Below are 17,289 nucleotides of genomic sequence, written 5' to 3' on the forward strand. Positions count from 1 at the left end.
ATTAAAAAAGTTGAATTGAAAGGGCGCTACCAAATTCTGAGTTTAATCAGAACTTGGTAGCGCCCTTTTTGAGTTTTAATTAATCGCCATTTGTAATGGTGTTGCGCACGATGACATAATCGACGGTTTTGAGTGCTGTAAGGTCACTCCCACCTGCATATGAAATAGATGATTGAAGATCTTCTGTCATTTCCGTTAATGTATCGCTGATTTCGCCACGGTAATCTACTAGGATATCTTTACCTTCAACGTTTTTATGACCACCCTTTTGGTTTTCGGATGCTGAACCGTAATATTGCTTGAAGTGGCGGTGATTGATCATAATGTCATGGCCTGGTGACTGACGATGACCGGCAAACAGTGAACCAATCATTACCATACTGGCACCAAAGCGAATGGATTTAGCAATATCGCCATTGTGACGGATTCCGCCATCCGCAATAATTGGCTTGCGCGCAGCCTTTGCACACCAGCGAACAGCTGCCAGCTGCCAACCACCGGTACCAAAACCAGTCTTCAACTTCGTAATGCAAACTTTACCAGGGCCAACGCCAACTTTTGTTGCATCGGCGCCAGCGTCTTCAAGTTCACGTACGGCATCAGGCGTTGCCACGTTACCAGCAATCACGAATGCCTTTGGGAGGCGTTTTTTAATGTAATGGATCATTTCAATAACGCTGTTGGCATGACCGTGAGCGACATCAATGGTAATGAAGTCTGGTGTTAACTTTTCACTGGTCAAATCATCGATAAACTGTTTTTCGTTCGGTTTTACACCAACACTGATTGAACTAATCAGATGTTTCTTCGCCATTTTCCGAACAAAAGGTAATCTTGTTTCTGGTTCGAAGCGGTGCATGATATAAAAATAATCATGTTCTGCCATCCAGGTAGCTAACTGTTCATCGATGACAGTTGCCATGTTCGCTGGAACCACAGGAAGCTTGAAGTGATGACCACCAAACGTAATACTTGGATCCGCCTGAGAACGACTCTCAATCAAACATTTGTTGGGGATTAACTGAACGTCTTCATAATCAAATATTTCCATGAAGGTGAAAACCTCTTTCTGTCATTTATTGATTAAAGTTCGTCAACACGAGATACAATAATCGTTTTAAATCTTTCTGTCAAATTAAAATTCGCTAAAACAAGAACAATAAATTTATTAATAATTAGATTATACAGTTTTAGTTGATTATCCGAACTTTACCTGTTATAGTTCTCATTGTTGTTCGACAAATAAAATTTGAGGTGACATAATGACAGCAGTAGTGATTGTTGGGAGTCAATGGGGCGACGAGGGTAAAGGAAAGATTACCGATTTTGTCAGTCAGCAGGCTGACGTGATTTCACGTTACCAAGGTGGCGACAATGCGGGACACACCATTACCTTTAACGGCGAAAAGTACCAGCTACAACTATTGCCTTCAGGAATTTTTGAAAGTGATAAACAATGTTTGATTGGCAACGGTGTTGTGCTGAATCCCAAAACATTGTTAGCTGAAATTGATTACTTACATGAACGCGGCATTAGTACCGATAACTTAAGAATTTCTGATCGTGCTCACGTGATTTTTCCATATCATATTTTGCAAGATCAATTAGAAGAAGCCAGTAAAAAAGGCAGTAAGATTGGCACGACAAATAAGGGTATTGGCCCCGCATATATGGACAAAGCTTCACGAATTGGCATTCGAGTGGCCGATTTATTGGAACCAGAAACTTTTAAAACATTGCTCGCTCGCAATGTCATAGCTAAAAATGAGTTGTTGGCTAAATTGTATGGTGCGGAACCGATTGCGTTTGAACCATTACTAAAAGCCTATCAGGGTTATGCCGAAAGGCTCGCCAAATATGTAACTGATACTTCAAAAGTGCTTGATGATGCGCTTGCTAATGGCCAACGTTTGTTGTTTGAAGGTGCGCAAGGGGTAATGCTAGATATTGATCACGGAACTTATCCTTATGTAACTTCATCTAATCCAGTTGCAGGCGGTGTCACTATTGGTGGTGGCATCGGACCGACTAGAATTTCAGCCGTTATTGGTGCGGCAAAGGCCTATACGTCTCGGGTTGGCGATGGTCCGTTCCCAACTGAATTACATGACGAGAAAGGTGACCACATTCGTGAAGTGGGACACGAATATGGGACCGTCACGAAACGGCCTCGCCGAATTGGTTGGCTGGATACGGTCGTTTTGCGACATGCCAAACGTGTATCCGGCTTAAACTACTTGGCGTTAAACTGTTTAGATGTTCTGACCGGTTTGCCAGAGTTAAAAATTTGTACAGCTTATGAGCTGGATGGTGAAACAATTGATCGTTATCCTGCTGGGCGGGAAGCTTTATTGCGCTGCAAACCAGTGTACGAAACCTTGCCTGGCTGGACGGAAGATATCACAAATTGTAAAACAGTGGATGACTTACCAAAGAATGCACGCCAGTATGTGGAACGCGTCATGTCATTAACTGGTTTACCATTAGCAACTTTGTCTGTTGGACCAGATCGTAAACAGACAATGGTTTTGAAAGATGTTTGGCAAGATGATATGAAAGTTGAGGAAATGGCATGATTGATCGCTACGTGCGACCGGAAATGGGCCAAATTTGGTCACAGAAAAATAAGTTGCAACAATGGCTAAAGGTCGAAGTGGCAGCGTGTCAGGCGTGGGCAAACTTAGGCAAGATCCCACAGGCGGATGTTGATGCCTTACGTGAGCATGCCGTCATAAACGTTGATCGAATGCAGGAAATTGAAGCAGAAACCCATCATGATGTGGTGGCATTCACACGCATGTTATCCGAATCGCTGGGCGATGAACGAAAGTGGGTTCATTATGGCCTGACGAGCACGGATGTTGTGGATACGGCTCAGGAATTGCAATTAAAAGCCGCTAATGGCCTATTGATGACAGATATGCAAACATTAAGAGACACATTGATCAAGCAGGCAAAACGTTATCGCCACACGGTAATGATGGGACGCACACACGGCATTCAGGCGGAACCGATGTCGTTTGGCGTTAAATTAGCACGGTGGGTAGATGAAATTAATCGTGACATCACGCGCTTACAAGCAGTGACTGATGAAATGGCTGTGGGTGAGTTAAGTGGTGCAGTGGGCACTTTTGCAAATATTCCCCCACAAGTGGAACAGGACGTTTGTGATCAACTTGGACTGCGCCCGCAACCAGTGACCAGTCAGGTGTTGCCACGGGATCTTCACGCACACTATTTGAGCGTATTAGCACTCATTGCGACTAGCTTAGAAAACTTTGCAACGGAAATTCGCGGTTTACAGCGAACGGAAATTGGTGAGGTGGCTGAGCCGTTTTCCGTTGGGCAAAAAGGTTCTTCAGCGATGCCTCATAAACATAATCCAATTGGCTCAGAAAACATTACGGGTTTGGCTCGGGTAATTCGTGGACATATGATTACGGCTTTTGAAGATGTATCTTTGTGGCACGAGCGCGACATTTCGCACTCTTCCGCCGAACGAATCATTTTGCCGGACACGACTGAGCTGTTAGATTATATGCTGCATCGTTTTAATCGCATCATGAAAAATTTGGTCGTCAATGAGGACCGGATGATTCACAACATTGAATCCAGTGGTGGCCTGGTGTTCAGTCAACAATTGCTACTAGCCTTAATTGACAAGGACATCAGTCGTGAAACAGCTTACGATCATGTGCAACAGTTGGCGCAACAGGCAATGACCACCGATAAAACATTTCAACAACTGGCGATGGCCAGTACCTTTGTCAACCAATACTTGACGCCGGATGAAGTGACTGCTGTGTTTGATGTGCAACGTCACTTGCGGTATGTTGATGAGATTTTCAAACGTGTTGGCATCGAGTAAGCGCTGCGTTCCGCTGTGCTTGCGGACATCCTGAAATTAATAAAAGCAGTCCGATTACGAGCCCACTCACCATTGAGTTGGCCCATAATCGGACTTTTTTTAAAATAAGCACTAGTCATCCGCTTTATTTAAAAAGTGCTTCGCTAATTCACGATACACATCGATACTTTGCAAATAGGCACGTTTGGAGACATATTCGTTTGGCTGATGGGCCTGCTGCGTGATTCCTGGTCCATAAACAATGATGGGGAAATGAGTCTTGGCCTTGACGAACTCTGAGGAGTCGGTTGTGCCGACCATGCCGATTACCTGCGGTGCTTTTTCAGTAATTTCTTGAGCAATATCAACGGTTTGGTGGACTAAAAGTGAGTTTTTATCACTTACAACTGGTATCTTGTTGAAGTTAATGGTGAGGGCAAGATTCATTAATGGCGCTTCATTTAACCGGTTAACAACGTTAGTTAAGAGATCAATAAAAGCAGCGTTATCGAACTCTGGGATAGTCCGGGCGTTGCCTTGTAATTCGGCGTGGTTGGGGATGGTGTTAACTTGATCGCCGGCGTGGAAAGTGGTCACACTATTGTGAAATTTACCTAAAATAGGACTTTCTTCTTGGTGCGATTGCAAGGCTTGCTGTAACGCATTGTAAAAGGTAACCAAGTTGTCCAGTGCGTTAACGCCTAAATCAGGCATCGAACTATGGGAGGTCTTACCGGTAGATACGACTGTGTAGTCAATTGATCCCTGATTAGCGTACCAAACGTCCTGGGAAGAGGGTTCACTAATCACTAATCCGGACAGATCATCTGCGTAGCCTAGTTCGGTCAGTTGTTGAGCACCGTATTCACCAACTTCCTCGCCAACCGTGAATAGCAGTCGCACTTGCCCATTTAGTTTGGTGTGTGCATCGGCTAATTCGGCTAGCGCAATTGCTTGTGCTGCGACGCCCGCTTTCTGGTCAGCTGTGCCGCGGCCAACGAGATAATCGCCCACAGCAGTTAGTGCAAACGGAGATGATTGCCATTCCTTTTCATTAGCAGTCACGACGTCCATGTGGCCCGAAAACCCGAGTACTGGTGTATTTTTATCGCCGTAACTCGCAATCAAATTTGAACGGTCGTTACCATAATCGATTAAGTGCGCAGTAATGCCGTGACCCTTTAGAAAAGATTGTAGGATAAGCGCTACTTCACGTTCGCGACCATTCACTGATGGTACGCCAATAAGGTCGGACAGTAGCTGCAATTGTTCTCCTTGCTTCATATTGCTTCCTCCTTACACTCAGTCAGGGCGGTGATTGGATCTGTTTGGTAACAGCGTAAGTTGGGAAGACAAAACGGTCAATTCTTTGATACCGAATGGCATCGATTTTTGTAATTGGCGGGATTAAATAAGCATGGTTTAACAAACAAAGGCTTGCAATTGCTATTTCAAACACTATAATAATATTGTTAATTACTTAAACACAAATAGTAATTTATCGTTTTACTAAACTTGGAAATTATTAAAAAGTCAGTTTAAAATAGTTTCCATAAGAAACAGTAAGTGATATACTCACTCTGCTTCGTGCGAAAAATAGATTGTTACGGACGAAATAGCAGATATAACGTCAATTGATAAAAATGAATTAATTTACAGTTATTTTGAGTAAATTAAGTTAGAGAATACGCCTTTCTTTGGCGTATAATAGCTAGGTTTATTTTGTGTCAATCATCGTCACATCTTTGCTTACGAACGAGGAGGAACGTGCCAAATGCTAAAAATAGCTAGGGGCCGAATTTCATTATGGGCGGTACTCGGGGCCGTATTTTTTATGATTATTCAGGTCATAGCCAACCTAAACTTGCCCAGTTTAACATCAGACATTGTGAATAACGGGGTGGCAAAGGGTGACATTAGTTACATATGGAAAATCGGTTTTGAAATGATCGGTTTTTCGTTACTGTCAGTGGCGGCCGCAGTGTTGAACGTGTTGTTAGCAGCGCGTTCTTCACAAAAGTTAGGTCAAAACTTACGGAGTGACATCTATAGCAAAGTAATGAACTTTGCCAATGATGAGTTTAATAAGGTAGAAACTTCATCATTGATCACACGAACAACCAACGATGTGGTCCAGATTCAAAACGTTGCCATGATTGCTTTACGAATGATGATTATGGCACCGATTATGCTGATTGGTGCGAGTTTCTTGGCCTATAACAAGAGCCACCAGTTGTCATGGATTTTCGTGGTGTCGATTCCTGTCTTACTAATTTGTATTGGTTTGATTATGGGCTTAGCGATTCCGCGGTTCCGTGCTATGCAAACGAAGACGGACCGTTTGAACCTGGTCTTTCGTGAAGGTCTAACTGGTGTTCGCGTTATTCGGGCTTTCCGTCAGGATCAGTTTGAACAGGATCGTTTTGAAGCAGCCAACCAGGACTACACGGACAATTCGATTAAGGTTAATACGATCGTGGCGTTTGCCTATCCTGTGATGACGCTGATTATGAGCGCGACAAACGTTGCCATTGTTTGGTTCGGTGGCAAGCTGATCAGTTCGCAGGCGATGCAAGTCGGGAACATGATTGCCTTCATGACATATGCTATGCAAGTCTTGATGAGCTTCATGATGCTCGCAATGGTCATGGCCTTTCTGCCTCGTGCGGCCGCTTCGGCAACGCGGATTCAGGAAGTCTTATCACTGGATTCTAGCATTAAGGATCCAGAACACCCCACTACGCCAGCAACTGGTGAAGCCAAACAACTGGCATTTGATAACGTTGAATTCCGTTACCGCCACGCCGAACAGCCTGCTTTAAGCGGCATTGACTTTAGTGCTAAGGCTGGCCAAACGGTGGCCATCATCGGTGGTACCGGTTCTGGTAAAACAACGCTGGTTAACCTAATTCCTCGTTTCTTTGATGTTGAAAAAGGGAGCGTCAATGTGAATGGCGTTGATGTGCGTCAACAAGACGTTAAGACACTTCATGGTGAAGTCGCGATGGTGCCACAAAAGGCAACATTGTTTACTGGTACTATTCGCGACAACATGAAGTTTGGTAAAGAGGACGCGACAGATGATGAAATCTGGCAAGCGTTAGATATTGCCCAATCAACCGACTTCGTTAAAGAGGAGGGTGGCTTGGACGCCCATGTTGAACAAGGTGGTGCAAACTTCTCTGGTGGTCAACGTCAACGGTTAGCCATTGCCCGTGCATTAGTGAAGGACGCCAGCACCTATGTGTTTGATGATTCCTTCTCCGCTTTGGACTTTAAGACTGATGCTAAATTGCGTGGTCAACTGCGTCAGGACAAACGGATTCAACAGAGTATTGTTGTGATTGTTGCACAACGAATTGCCACAGTGGCTGATGCAGACTTGATTCTAGTGCTTGATAACGGGAAGCTAGTCGGTAAGGGCACACACGAAGAATTGCGACAGTCCAACAAAGTTTATCAAGAAATTATGCGGTCTCAGTTACGTGAAGGGGAGGCGGGTCTGTAATGAGTGATAATGCAAAGAAAACACAGACACCACGACCAACTGGCGGTCACGGACACGGTCCGGGATCAGGCCCTGGTTTAGTTGAAAAGCCTAACAACTTCTTCGGCACGTTTATTCGATTAATGAAATACATGTCAGATCGTTGGTTTGGCATGATTATGGTGCTCGTTTTCGCCATCACGGCGGTTGTGTTCCAAATTCGTACACCAAAGATTTTGGGTCAAGCAACAACCGAAATTTACAAAGGAATTATGACGGGTGTCGCGCATCAAAAGGCCGGCATCGCCATGAGTCACTACCCAATCAACTTCGAAAAAGTCTTTAATATTATCGTTGTTGTTTTGATTATGTATTTGGCTTCTGCCTTGTTCAACTTCCTGCAACAGTACATTATGACGCGGATCTCTCAGCAGACTGTGTACAAATTACGGCGTGAGTTTAAAGGCAAGATGCGTTTAGTGCCGATCAAGTATTACGACACGCATAACAACGGGGACATTATGAGTCGTGCGGTCAACGATATGGATAATATCGCCAGCACGCTGCAACAGAGTCTGACGCAAGCGATTACCAGTTTGGTCACGTTTGTCGGCACCTTGTGGATGATGTTAACAATTAGTTGGCAATTAACGCTGATCGCATTGGTAACCATTCCGCTCAGTTTAGTCGTTGTTGGGGTTTTGGCACCGAAGTCACAACGCTACTTTGGTCAGCAGCAAAAAAGCCTTGGGTTGATCAACAACCAAGTTGAAGAAAACTACTCAGGTCACGAGGTGGTTAAGAGCTTCAATAAGGAAGACGATGCCATCAAGGACTTCGAAACGCAGAATGAAACGTATTATAAAGCGGCTTGGAAAGCGCAGTTTATTTCCGGAATTATCATGCAGCTGATGATGTTCTTGAACAACATTGGTTACGTGTTTGTGGCGATTGTTGGTGGGATTCAAGTTGCTAATGGGAATGTCACCCTTGGTAACGTACAGGCCTTCCTTCAATACACGCAGCAATTCTCACAACCAATTTCGCAGTTGGCAAACTTACTGAATACGATTCAATCAACGATTGCGTCAGCTGAACGGGTCTTTGATGTGCTTGAGGAAGAAGAAATGAAGCAAACACAGTCAAACTTGCCTGCGCAGCCTGATGATCCAAACTTGCTGACACTGGATCACGTGCAGTTTGGTTACGATGACGAACTGTTGATGACTGATTACAACTTAGCTGTTAAGAAGGGTCAACAGGTTGCCATTGTTGGGCCAACCGGTGCTGGGAAGACAACCATTATCAACCTATTGGAACGCTTTTATGACGTTAAGGGTGGCTCGATTCGTTTGAACGGTACGGATACCCGTGACCTTCAACGTGAAGACTTGCGCTCACACTTTGCGATGGTGCTTCAAGATACTTGGTTGTTTACTGGCACAATCTGGGATAACTTGAAATACGGGCGTGAAAACGCCACGGACGATGAGATTATGGCTGCCTCTAAGGCCGCTCACGTCGATGAATTTGTTCGTAAGTTGCCAGAAGGGTACAAAACTGTATTGAATGAGGAAGCGTCGAACATTTCCCAGGGACAACGTCAATTATTAACGATTGCCCGGGCATTTGTAGCGGATCCCGAAATTCTGATTCTTGATGAAGCGACGAGTTCCGTTGATACGCGGACTGAAGTTCAAATTCAGCATGCCATGGAACAGTTACTTCAAAATCGAACGAGTTTCGTTGTTGCGCACCGGTTATCTACAATTAGAAACGCCGATAACATCATTGTTATGAATCATGGTTCTGTTGTTGAAACAGGTAACCATGATGCATTGATGGCGGCTAACGGATTTTACGCTGACCTCTACAATAGTCAGTTTGCCGGCAACATCAGCATGAGTGAAGGGGAGGAATCGTAATGCAACGAAAGACAATATTAGGCATTGTTGCTGCGGCTTCCGTCCTCGCCTTGGCTGGTTGTGGGCGCGCGTCACTGACAACTACGAATGAAACGTATCATCAGGACGGCATGGTTGCCGCGGTGAAAGGACACACCAACGCTAATAAGGTGACCTATCAAGTTGATGACCACACAAAAGAATCATTAACTGTGCATAATGGGACGTTTGTCATTCAGGTACCCACAACGACCAAACGCCAGTCCGTTAAGTTGACCGCTAATGGTTCGCGTAAAACAATCCACGTTTCAGCGGCTAAGGTTTTGACTGATTATCAAACCTTGCAAAAGTCGTTCAATCAGGCGCTAACGGGTTCTAAATTAAGCAAAGCTGATCAGGGCAAGGCAATGGCACTGCAAAAGGCTGCGGCAAGTTTGAAGAAACAACCAACGCCAGCGGCTGCTGCTCAAGTTGGCGCTTTGCAAAAGGATGTTCAGGCAGCAATGACTACGGCCAAACAACAGGCCAAAGATCAATTACTGCCCGTTAAAACACCCGCTAATGGGGTTAGCGACGTTGTTTCGACCAAAGACTACCGCATTCGAATGAACGTTCAGAATGGGCAAGTTCTCGGCGCAACGATGATTGTGCCGACCAAGGCATTTAAGCAAAAGGCTACCCAAAAGCAGTTTGGCACGAGCTTCGCGCTTTTAACAAACGGTGTCGGTGCGGACTCTAAGAGTGTGATGAAGCAATTTGGCAAGGAAACAAAGAGCGTTAAGAGCGGTTCCAGTTCCATTGATCCAATCTATTCTAAAGGTGTTAAGTTCACGATTGGACTATCACCTGCTGATATTTACATTTTTGTCGTCAAGTAATGTTATTACGGTTCAAAAAAATCGCCTTCCCTAAAATTTAGGGAGGGCGATTTTTGTTAAATATTCAGCCAAATTAGACCGCTATCGGACCAAATAATTGTAAATTGACATGTTGTTTTTTAAAGTGATAAGCATAGGCGTGAAGCGCTTTGCTAACTTTAGTCAGAAACGGCATTATCAAAATTAGGGCTGCTAGGAAAATGTTTTATCCTGACCCAACGCCAATAGATGCGGTTTGCCGTAATAGTAACCTTGGCGAATATTGATGCCCATTTCGTTGGCAATGTCATCACCGACCTCATCTTCGATGCCTTCAAGCACTAATCGCTGATTGTATTGGCGAGTAATGCTAAGCCAAGTCTCTAATTCTTCTCGGATGTTGGGTGACATCAATCCCTGCTTAAAGTTTTGCAAGGCAAACTTGACCTCATCAGCATACGGCAGGAGTGCTTTGATGTTGTTGTAATGATTATCGCCACTATCGACGTCATCTAGACTAAAGTCCATGCCACGATTAGTGAACTGCTGGATTTGCGGAATCAACTCGTCGTTTGTGAATGGGACTTTACCAACCCGTTCTGTTAACTCGACGACCACGCGCATGGGGCGCATGCGTTCTTGCGCGTCAATCACTGATTGGGCGATGTCGTCATTCATAAGCTGGCGACGATCCAAGTTAACGGATACGGAATGGATCTTTAATGATAAGAGCTTGGTTGAGGCCACGAATAATTCCGTCCAGTTTTGCGGCGTAATACTGTCAAAAGACGTTGGAACCCGCCAACCATCTGGCGTGTGCTCTTTTAAGAGCATTTCATAACCAATAATTGAATTGGTGGCGATATTCAATTGAGGTTGTATAAAGAAACGAAACATGCTCATCCATCCTTTGCATTTTATATCAACAAACTGGTTATTACAGTTCTTATGCCATCGTTGCGTCGACCAGAGGCGCCGTTCCCTGAGGACCGGTCTCAACCTCGATTCTGAGCCAAAGTTCGTCTCAGAACTCGTCCCACAGCACTAAATGGTCAAACCCGCACCATTAAGTGCTGTCGACACGGAACTCTGTCTCTAGTCGACTCAACTCATATTACCGTAGAAACAAATTGTATTTTTTTGAACAAGCTTATTTCTAATTAAAGGCAGTCTGAGTTTGTAATGTAATCCGAAGGGCGTCAACAAGGAAACCAAGGCGTGAAGGGGGCTGTAATCAGGTGGTTTTCCTGATGTACAGCACTGGGACGGTCGCGAAGACTCGGGCTTTGAGGCTTGAACCGCTCCCACGCCGGTGTTTCCGTGTTGACAACCGAAGGCGACCTTTATCGCAAATACAAGTACTACATATTATGACTCAAGTTAGTGATGAAAAGACAAACTTGAGTTAATTATGGTGAACTACTTGACCTATGGTACAGTTGCTGGTTAACTGTGGTCAAGCGTTAAGAATCGTTGATTTAATCAAGCTTGTCGATGTTTTTGCGACTTAAAAAACGAGCTATAAAACATTTTATAAAGTTAATTTTAAGGTAAGCCGATTATGATGGCCGTATTACCGTAGTTTTCTTTATGAGAGTCATAAGCTATTAATTAAATTTTGGGGATGAACTTTCATGAAAGTTATTGTTGTTGGTTGTACACATGCAGGTACCGCTGCGGTTAGTCAGATGTTAGTGACTAATCCGGATTTAGACGTTGAGGTTTATGAACGGCATGACAATATTTCTTTCCTGTCATGTGGGATTTCATTATATTTGGACGGCCGTGTGCAACGGTTGGAGGACATGTTTTATTCGAGCCCTGAAGCTCTGCGTAAATTAGGTGCACACGTTCATGTAAAGCATGATGTGTTAAAGATTGATGCTAAACGACAAACAGTAGTCGTCGAAGACCTTATTAATAAGGATGTTGAAACAATTCATTATGATCGTCTAGTGATGACGACCGGATCAACAGTGATTGTTCCACCATTGAAGGGAATCGACTCACGCCGGGTGTTGTTATGTAAAGATTATGACCAAGCCAAACAGATTTATAAAACGGCTGAGGAAAATAAGCACATTACCATTGTTGGCGCAGGCTACGTTGGTGTGGAGTTGGCGGAAAGCTACGCTAGCACAGAACATGTAGTCAGTCTGTTCCAGAATCACAAACAAATTTTGGTTCACTCCGTTGACCAAATGTTGTCTGAAAACATTACGCAACGGTTGGTTGACCATGATGTCGACGTACATTTGCACGAACGTGTGACTGGTTTTAGTGCAGACCCAGACGGTGACGGGATCCTTGTGGAAACGGACAGCGGTCGTTATCCCACTGATTTAGCGATTGTGGCGACTGGATTTGTGCCTAATACGGGTTTGCTGAGTGGGCAGGTTGACATGTTACCGAATGGCGCCATTTTAACCAACGATTACATGCAGAGTTCCGATCCCCATATCTTTGCGGCCGGAGATGCTTGTGCAGTTCACTTTAACCCGACAAATGAAAATCTGTATGCACCTTTGGCGTCCACGGCTGTTCGCCAAGGCACGTTGGTTGGCCTGAACTTGCTGACGCCAACTTTGAAATACATGGGCACCCAGTCGACGTCGGCGATGGAAATCTTTGGCAGTACTTTGGCAACGACGGGGAGCACGCTCGCTCACGCACAAAAGCAGGGAATTGACGCAGCAACAGCAACGTATGAAGGTAACTACCGTCCCGCTTACATGCCATCAACGGCCAAACTGACAATTGCGTTGGTTTATGATCGGGATTCACGGCGAATTCTGGGTGGTCAGCTCCTGTGTGAACATGAAGTTGCTCAGTCAGCGAACACGTTATCCGTTTGCATTCAGAATAAGAACACGATTGACGATTTGGCGTTCGTTGACATGTTATTTCAGCCAAATTACGATGAGCCGTTCAATTATTTGAATCAAGTGGCTCAAATTGCAGTGGCTCAGGAACAACAACGTGGTCGCAAAACGCCCAAAAACAGTGATCAGGCGGCATCAGAACTATGAAACAACGGCGGCGTTATTTAATTCTTGTTAGTTTACTTATTTTACTGGTAGTCAGTGGCCCGTTAGTGAACGCTAAAGCCGACACCGATGCACAATCGTTGGAATCTGCTCATCAAGCACTGACCAAGTTTGTCACGACAAAGCTGGTTACCAAGCAGGGTGTTAAAACTAACGTGAATGATCAGGTTAATGCAGGTGCTGACACTGCTAGTGGCAATGAACTGTTGAGTGAATCTGCCGGTTTGTATCTGCAACACCTTGCGCTCACGAATCAGCGAGAAGCTTTTGCCAAATTTTACCAGCAAACGAAAAAGACCTTTTACGTGCACAATCAGTTTAGCTATCGGTATAATCCACATACCAAAAAACGGTCAAACGTAAATGCCACACTGGATGACTTGCGGATTATCGGTGCCCTGATTCAGTATGATAAAACCTTTAAAACGAAACATTATCAGCGGGAAATTAAGTCACTGTGGCATCATCAGCAAAAGCAAGCCTTGAGGCAAGGACGTGTTGCAGATTTTTACGATCCGCAATCAAAAAAGCGACCACAGACAGGGACGCTATCCTACTTTGATTTCTTAACGTTACGGCATGTAGAAGGTAATACCAAGGTCTATCAAAAGCAGTTACGTTTGGTTCAAGGCGGTTTTATAAATCGTAAGATGCCGTTTTACGCACGAAGGTACAATTATCACACACGCAAATATACGACTGGTAATATTAACACCACAGAAGGCCTAGTGACGTTGCTGCACGTCGCTCAAATCGGTCGTTTGAAACCATCTAGTGAACGGTGGCTGCTACAGCAAACAAAGCATAAGACGCTGGTTAACCAATATGACCAGCATGGTCACGCGTTAACAACAGATCAGTCTGCAGCTAATTATGCATTAGTCATGATGATTGGAAACGCTAGTGGTCAAAAGGAACTTCAAGCTGCCGGACAGCAACAATTGTTGGCGATGCAGGTTAAAAATGCTGCATCACCACTGGCTGGCGGATTCGGGGATGAAAGTACCAATACGGCATATTCATTTAACAATTTAACGGCACTGGTGGCGATGGATGGCGTCACCCATTAGTAATGTGGTGGTTTCGGTCGCATGTTTCACCAGCGGCGTTGGCGGTAATCTTGTCAGCGCTGATTGTGGCGTACCTGTTATTCATTCCACCGGTTAATGGATACGCTAATAATGGCGATTTTGATCGGGCCATCTACGTAAACGGTCTCTATCGATTAACTGGTAAACCATATTACTTTTTTACATACATGGTTCAAAAATATGGCATTATGCAATATTTTAACGAATCATCAGCGGCACTATTCTCGTCACAACCGTTATTTATCAAGGCGGCAATTGGCTTAAACATGTTGGTCTATAGTACCAAAGTGTTTGATATTCGGTTTATGGGACTGATTTATTACGTGCTGTTTCTTGGTGGCATCTACCTTTTGACCGAGGCGTTAACATTTCCTTCGAAACGGTGGCGGAACTACATTATTGCGCTGATGGTTGTCTTTGTTTTCGCTGACTCATCATACACGCTGTATTTTAATTCCTTCTTCGCAGAACCAGGGATGTTCGTTGCTATGCTCTATTCGTTTTCTTCGATTCTGTTACTGGCGCGTCACCGCTTTAAACGGCGCTGGCCGATGGTCTTGCTCTTCTTTATCAGCACGGTGGTCCTGATTACAAACAAACAGCAGAATGCGCCGCTGGCACTAGGATTTGCGCTGACAATGCTAAGTTTGTTGTTTGTGTTTCACAAACGTGCAGAGAAATTGTACGTCATTTTGGGTACTGTACTGATTTTAGCGTCTGGGGTGGCAACCTACGCCTTGATTACCAAGACGTTTAATAACATTAATGAGTACCAGTCCATGACCCGCGGCGTGTTACTAAAGGCAAAAGATCCTGAAAAGGCGTTGATGCAAGGCGGTATTGATAGTCAATTTGCTTTGACTCGGGGGCAAACGTACTTTGATCGTTATTCGCCGATTGACGTTAATAGTAAGTACATGAAGAAGCACTTTACAGATAAGTTCAGCTTCATGTGGATTTTGAAGTATGAATTGACCCATCCGTCAGAATTTGGTGCGCTACTAAATCTGGCCGCTAAGGATGGTCAATTGACGCAGGTTAAGGCAGTCAGTGATTACACGAAGTCAGCCGGTCAGCCAAAATATGCGCAAACACATTATTTTACGGGCTTTTCCACCATCATGGGCGCATTTTTCCCACGAACGTTCGCTTTTTATGTGTTAATTGCCTTCGCATTTATCGGCGTGTACGCGTTTGGCGCCTATCACGGTATTCGTGATGGTGATCCGGAAATGGTCGTTCGATTGGCACTCATCATTGCGAACATGGCCATTATTTTCATGACCTTTATCGCATCTGTGATTGGTGACGGAGACGCGGATTTGGCGAAGCATCTGTTTATGGTGCCGTTGTGTACGGATTTGTCATTAGCGTTACTCGTCTCTGATTTGTTGAATCACCGCCTCTGGCATGTATTTGAAATTCGGGGTGGGCAGCGATGAAAAAACGGTTTGGCCCTATTCTGTTGCTTATGTTGACGATTTTCAGCTTGTTATCATCTGTATCGGTAACGGCTTCTGCTAGTCAGGTTAGTCGTGCACCAAGGGTACTGCTGGCTTACGATAGCGAAAATCGCGCTAACGATGATCAAACAAAAATTGATGCAATGCAGCGATTGCTGACGTCGTTGAACTTAGAAGTCCATACGATTCGTATTGATCAATACCACGCTGGCGATATCAAACGGCTTCACTTTAAAGCTGTCATCACGATGGTGAATTGGTCACAGGCCAAGCTGACAACAAGTGACTTTGCTCATGATCGGGCTGCGTTTAAGGGATTGAAGCTTCACATTGGGCCATCAATGGCTACGGATGAACGGCAGTCGCTTGGCTTGACACTTAGTCCGCGTTATCACCAGCAGTATTGGTTAAGCGACCACACATCATCAGCACGGCAATTATTATCTTTCAGTGAGTCTTTGGCCGTGACGACACAAACGCCAGCGACAGTGAAGACATTTGGAACCTTAGTGCCCCAGAGTCAAAACGCCAAAAAGGTACCGTACGGTGTAATTAATGGAAACAGTGCCTACCTACCGTATCTGACGGCCAATGGACTGAGTTTTATTGTTGCTAGTCGGTTGATTGCGCGCTTCTTCGGTCACACAGCGACTTATGCGCCGTTACTGACGATTACGGACGTGACGCCATTTACGAATATGGATTTACTGCACAAGTTGGCTACGGATTTAGAGAATAACGGGATTCCGTTTGCCATCAGCACGACCAGCATTTCCGTTAATACTGATTTACCGGCATACAAACGGTTCACGAGTGAGCTGCAGTGGGTTGAAAATCATGGCGGGGTTGTCTTTCTGCGAACGCCCGTTGTGTATTACCCCAAGGCCAGTACTCAAGGGCAGCTGAAACAGCTGATGCAGACGCAGATTTGGCGGCTCATCGACCGACAAGTGTTCCCAGTCGGTCTAAGTGCGCCAAATTATTGGAATCAGGATTTGGTTTATCGGCCTGCCGCATTGTCATATAGCAACAATGTCATTTTGATGCAGAATCCATCGGAGACAAAGAATGCCGATGCTGATAATACTGCCGGCGTATACAAACAAGCATTTTATGGACTTCAAGAACAATCGTTAGAGACTGTTCACAACGGGACCAACTTAGCACAAACAGATCTTTCGTTTTCTTCGCCCACAGCGGTTACGATGACTATGCCTGATAGTCAAAAGGATTTGACGGGGCTAGTGAAGCGTGTAAGTGCTGCCAAGGTCAGTTGGTTAGATCCAAGTGCCGGTAAGTTTAGTGGCACCACAACGGTTGCCAACCAGCGGGCGCACTATCGTAATGGCAATTATTACTTAAACGGGCAGTTAACAGTGGTACCAACGTACAATCCGCCAAAGCAGACTAAGCCAGCACCAGTTACACCAACTGGCGCATTAAACACATTCTTCAGTGTCGATGGCGTTTTTCTGTTCTTCTTCATGATTGTGTCACTGATTGTCCTGTTGGCATTTTATATTGTTGGTCGTCAAGTTTACTGGCGCATGTTTAAAAAGAAATAGCGGCAAACATCGCTCAGTCAGTTTGGCA

12 protein-coding genes are annotated in these 17,289 nt (G+C 44.7%); 9 read left to right on the plus strand and 3 right to left on the minus strand.

Annotated features, from left to right (window positions below):
* Positions 1 to 79: 79 nt before the first annotated feature.
* Positions 80 to 1,051, minus strand: a complete 972-nt coding sequence (locus tag GB993_RS01395; RefSeq protein ID WP_161002788.1) for a GMP reductase — start codon at positions 1,049 to 1,051, stop codon at positions 80 to 82.
* Between the two features lie 211 nt (positions 1,052 to 1,262).
* On the opposite strand from GB993_RS01395, the gene GB993_RS01400 reads away from it, so the two are divergent.
* Both GB993_RS01400 and purB read left to right on the plus strand, forming a co-directional pair.
* Positions 1,263 to 2,576, plus strand: a complete 1,314-nt coding sequence (locus tag GB993_RS01400) for an adenylosuccinate synthase (protein WP_161002789.1) — start codon at positions 1,263 to 1,265, stop codon at positions 2,574 to 2,576.
* Positions 2,573 to 3,868, plus strand: a complete 1,296-nt coding sequence (gene purB / locus GB993_RS01405; RefSeq protein WP_161002790.1) for an adenylosuccinate lyase — start codon at positions 2,573 to 2,575, stop codon at positions 3,866 to 3,868. The genes GB993_RS01400 and purB overlap by 4 nt, the downstream gene beginning before the upstream one ends.
* A 111-nt stretch (positions 3,869 to 3,979) precedes the next feature.
* On the opposite strand, the gene GB993_RS01410 is transcribed toward purB, so the two are convergent.
* Entirely contained in the window at positions 3,980 to 5,131 is a 1,152-nt protein-coding gene (locus GB993_RS01410) for an ArgE/DapE family deacylase (protein WP_161002791.1), read from the minus strand.
* Between the two features lie 490 nt (positions 5,132 to 5,621).
* Between GB993_RS01410 and GB993_RS01415 the strand changes: the two genes are divergently transcribed.
* The 3 genes from GB993_RS01415 to GB993_RS01425 are packed head-to-tail and all read left to right on the plus strand — an operon-like array spanning position 5,622 to position 10,116.
* Positions 5,622 to 7,355, plus strand: coding sequence for an ABC transporter ATP-binding protein (locus GB993_RS01415; protein WP_161002792.1), 1,734 nt, complete (start codon positions 5,622 to 5,624; stop codon positions 7,353 to 7,355).
* A complete protein-coding gene (locus GB993_RS01420) occupies positions 7,355 to 9,259 on the plus strand; it encodes an ABC transporter ATP-binding protein (RefSeq protein WP_161002793.1) in 1,905 nt (634 codons plus the stop codon). Before GB993_RS01415 ends, GB993_RS01420 begins: the two co-directional genes overlap by 1 nt.
* A complete protein-coding gene (locus tag GB993_RS01425) occupies positions 9,259 to 10,116 on the plus strand; it encodes a hypothetical protein (RefSeq protein ID WP_161002794.1) in 858 nt (285 codons plus the stop codon). The genes GB993_RS01420 and GB993_RS01425 overlap by 1 nt, the downstream gene beginning before the upstream one ends.
* Before the next feature lie 192 nt (positions 10,117 to 10,308).
* Here the strand turns inward: GB993_RS01425 and GB993_RS01430 are convergent, their stop codons facing one another.
* Positions 10,309 to 10,992 carry an EAL domain-containing protein gene (locus GB993_RS01430; protein WP_161002795.1) on the minus strand — a complete coding sequence of 228 codons (684 nt, stop codon included), beginning with the start codon at positions 10,990 to 10,992 and terminating at the stop codon, positions 10,309 to 10,311.
* A 737-nt stretch (positions 10,993 to 11,729) separates the two neighbouring features.
* Here GB993_RS01430 and GB993_RS01435 point away from each other — a divergent pair.
* From GB993_RS01435 to GB993_RS01450, 4 genes are read left to right on the plus strand one after another with little or no spacing between them, the layout of a single operon-like run.
* A complete protein-coding gene (locus GB993_RS01435; RefSeq protein ID WP_161002796.1) occupies positions 11,730 to 13,124 on the plus strand; it encodes an FAD-dependent oxidoreductase in 1,395 nt (464 codons plus the stop codon).
* The gene (locus GB993_RS01440) at positions 13,121 to 14,212 is read left to right on the plus strand and encodes a glycosyl hydrolase family 8 (protein WP_161002797.1); all 1,092 of its coding nucleotides are present in this window, start codon (positions 13,121 to 13,123) and stop codon (positions 14,210 to 14,212) included. The genes GB993_RS01435 and GB993_RS01440 overlap by 4 nt, the downstream gene beginning before the upstream one ends.
* A gap of 2 nt (positions 14,213 to 14,214) precedes the next feature.
* Entirely contained in the window at positions 14,215 to 15,675 is a 1,461-nt protein-coding gene (gene wsfD, locus GB993_RS01445; protein ID WP_161002798.1) for a glycan biosynthesis hexose transferase WsfD, read from the plus strand.
* Positions 15,672 to 17,261 carry a hypothetical protein gene (locus GB993_RS01450; protein WP_161002799.1) on the plus strand — a complete coding sequence of 530 codons (1,590 nt, stop codon included), beginning with the start codon at positions 15,672 to 15,674 and terminating at the stop codon, positions 17,259 to 17,261. Before wsfD ends, GB993_RS01450 begins: the two co-directional genes overlap by 4 nt.
* Positions 17,262 to 17,289: the final 28 nt, after the last annotated feature.

Origin of the sequence: Furfurilactobacillus milii, from assembly GCF_009864005.1 — a bacterium.
In the GTDB taxonomy this organism is placed as follows: Bacteria; Bacillota; Bacilli; order Lactobacillales; family Lactobacillaceae; genus Furfurilactobacillus; species Furfurilactobacillus rossiae_B.

Excerpts from the sequence above, each read along its gene's own strand:
- GB993_RS01395 (WP_161002788.1), bottom strand. The coding sequence starts at position 1,051 with ATGGAAATATTTGATTATGAAGACGTTCAGTTAATCCCCAACAAATGT.
- GB993_RS01400 (WP_161002789.1), top strand. The coding sequence starts at position 1,263 with ATGACAGCAGTAGTGATTGTTGGGAGTCAATGGGGCGACGAGGGTAAA.
- purB (WP_161002790.1), top strand. The coding sequence starts at position 2,573 with ATGATTGATCGCTACGTGCGACCGGAAATGGGCCAAATTTGGTCACAG.
- GB993_RS01410 (WP_161002791.1), bottom strand. The coding sequence starts at position 5,131 with ATGAAGCAAGGAGAACAATTGCAGCTACTGTCCGACCTTATTGGCGTA.
- GB993_RS01415 (WP_161002792.1), top strand. The coding sequence starts at position 5,622 with ATGCTAAAAATAGCTAGGGGCCGAATTTCATTATGGGCGGTACTCGGG.
- GB993_RS01420 (WP_161002793.1), top strand. The coding sequence starts at position 7,355 with ATGAGTGATAATGCAAAGAAAACACAGACACCACGACCAACTGGCGGT.
- GB993_RS01425 (WP_161002794.1), top strand. The coding sequence starts at position 9,259 with ATGCAACGAAAGACAATATTAGGCATTGTTGCTGCGGCTTCCGTCCTC.
- GB993_RS01430 (WP_161002795.1), bottom strand. The coding sequence starts at position 10,992 with ATGTTTCGTTTCTTTATACAACCTCAATTGAATATCGCCACCAATTCA.
- GB993_RS01435 (WP_161002796.1), top strand. The coding sequence starts at position 11,730 with ATGAAAGTTATTGTTGTTGGTTGTACACATGCAGGTACCGCTGCGGTT.
- GB993_RS01440 (WP_161002797.1), top strand. The coding sequence starts at position 13,121 with ATGAAACAACGGCGGCGTTATTTAATTCTTGTTAGTTTACTTATTTTA.
- wsfD (WP_161002798.1), top strand. The coding sequence starts at position 14,215 with ATGTGGTGGTTTCGGTCGCATGTTTCACCAGCGGCGTTGGCGGTAATC.
- GB993_RS01450 (WP_161002799.1), top strand. The coding sequence starts at position 15,672 with ATGAAAAAACGGTTTGGCCCTATTCTGTTGCTTATGTTGACGATTTTC.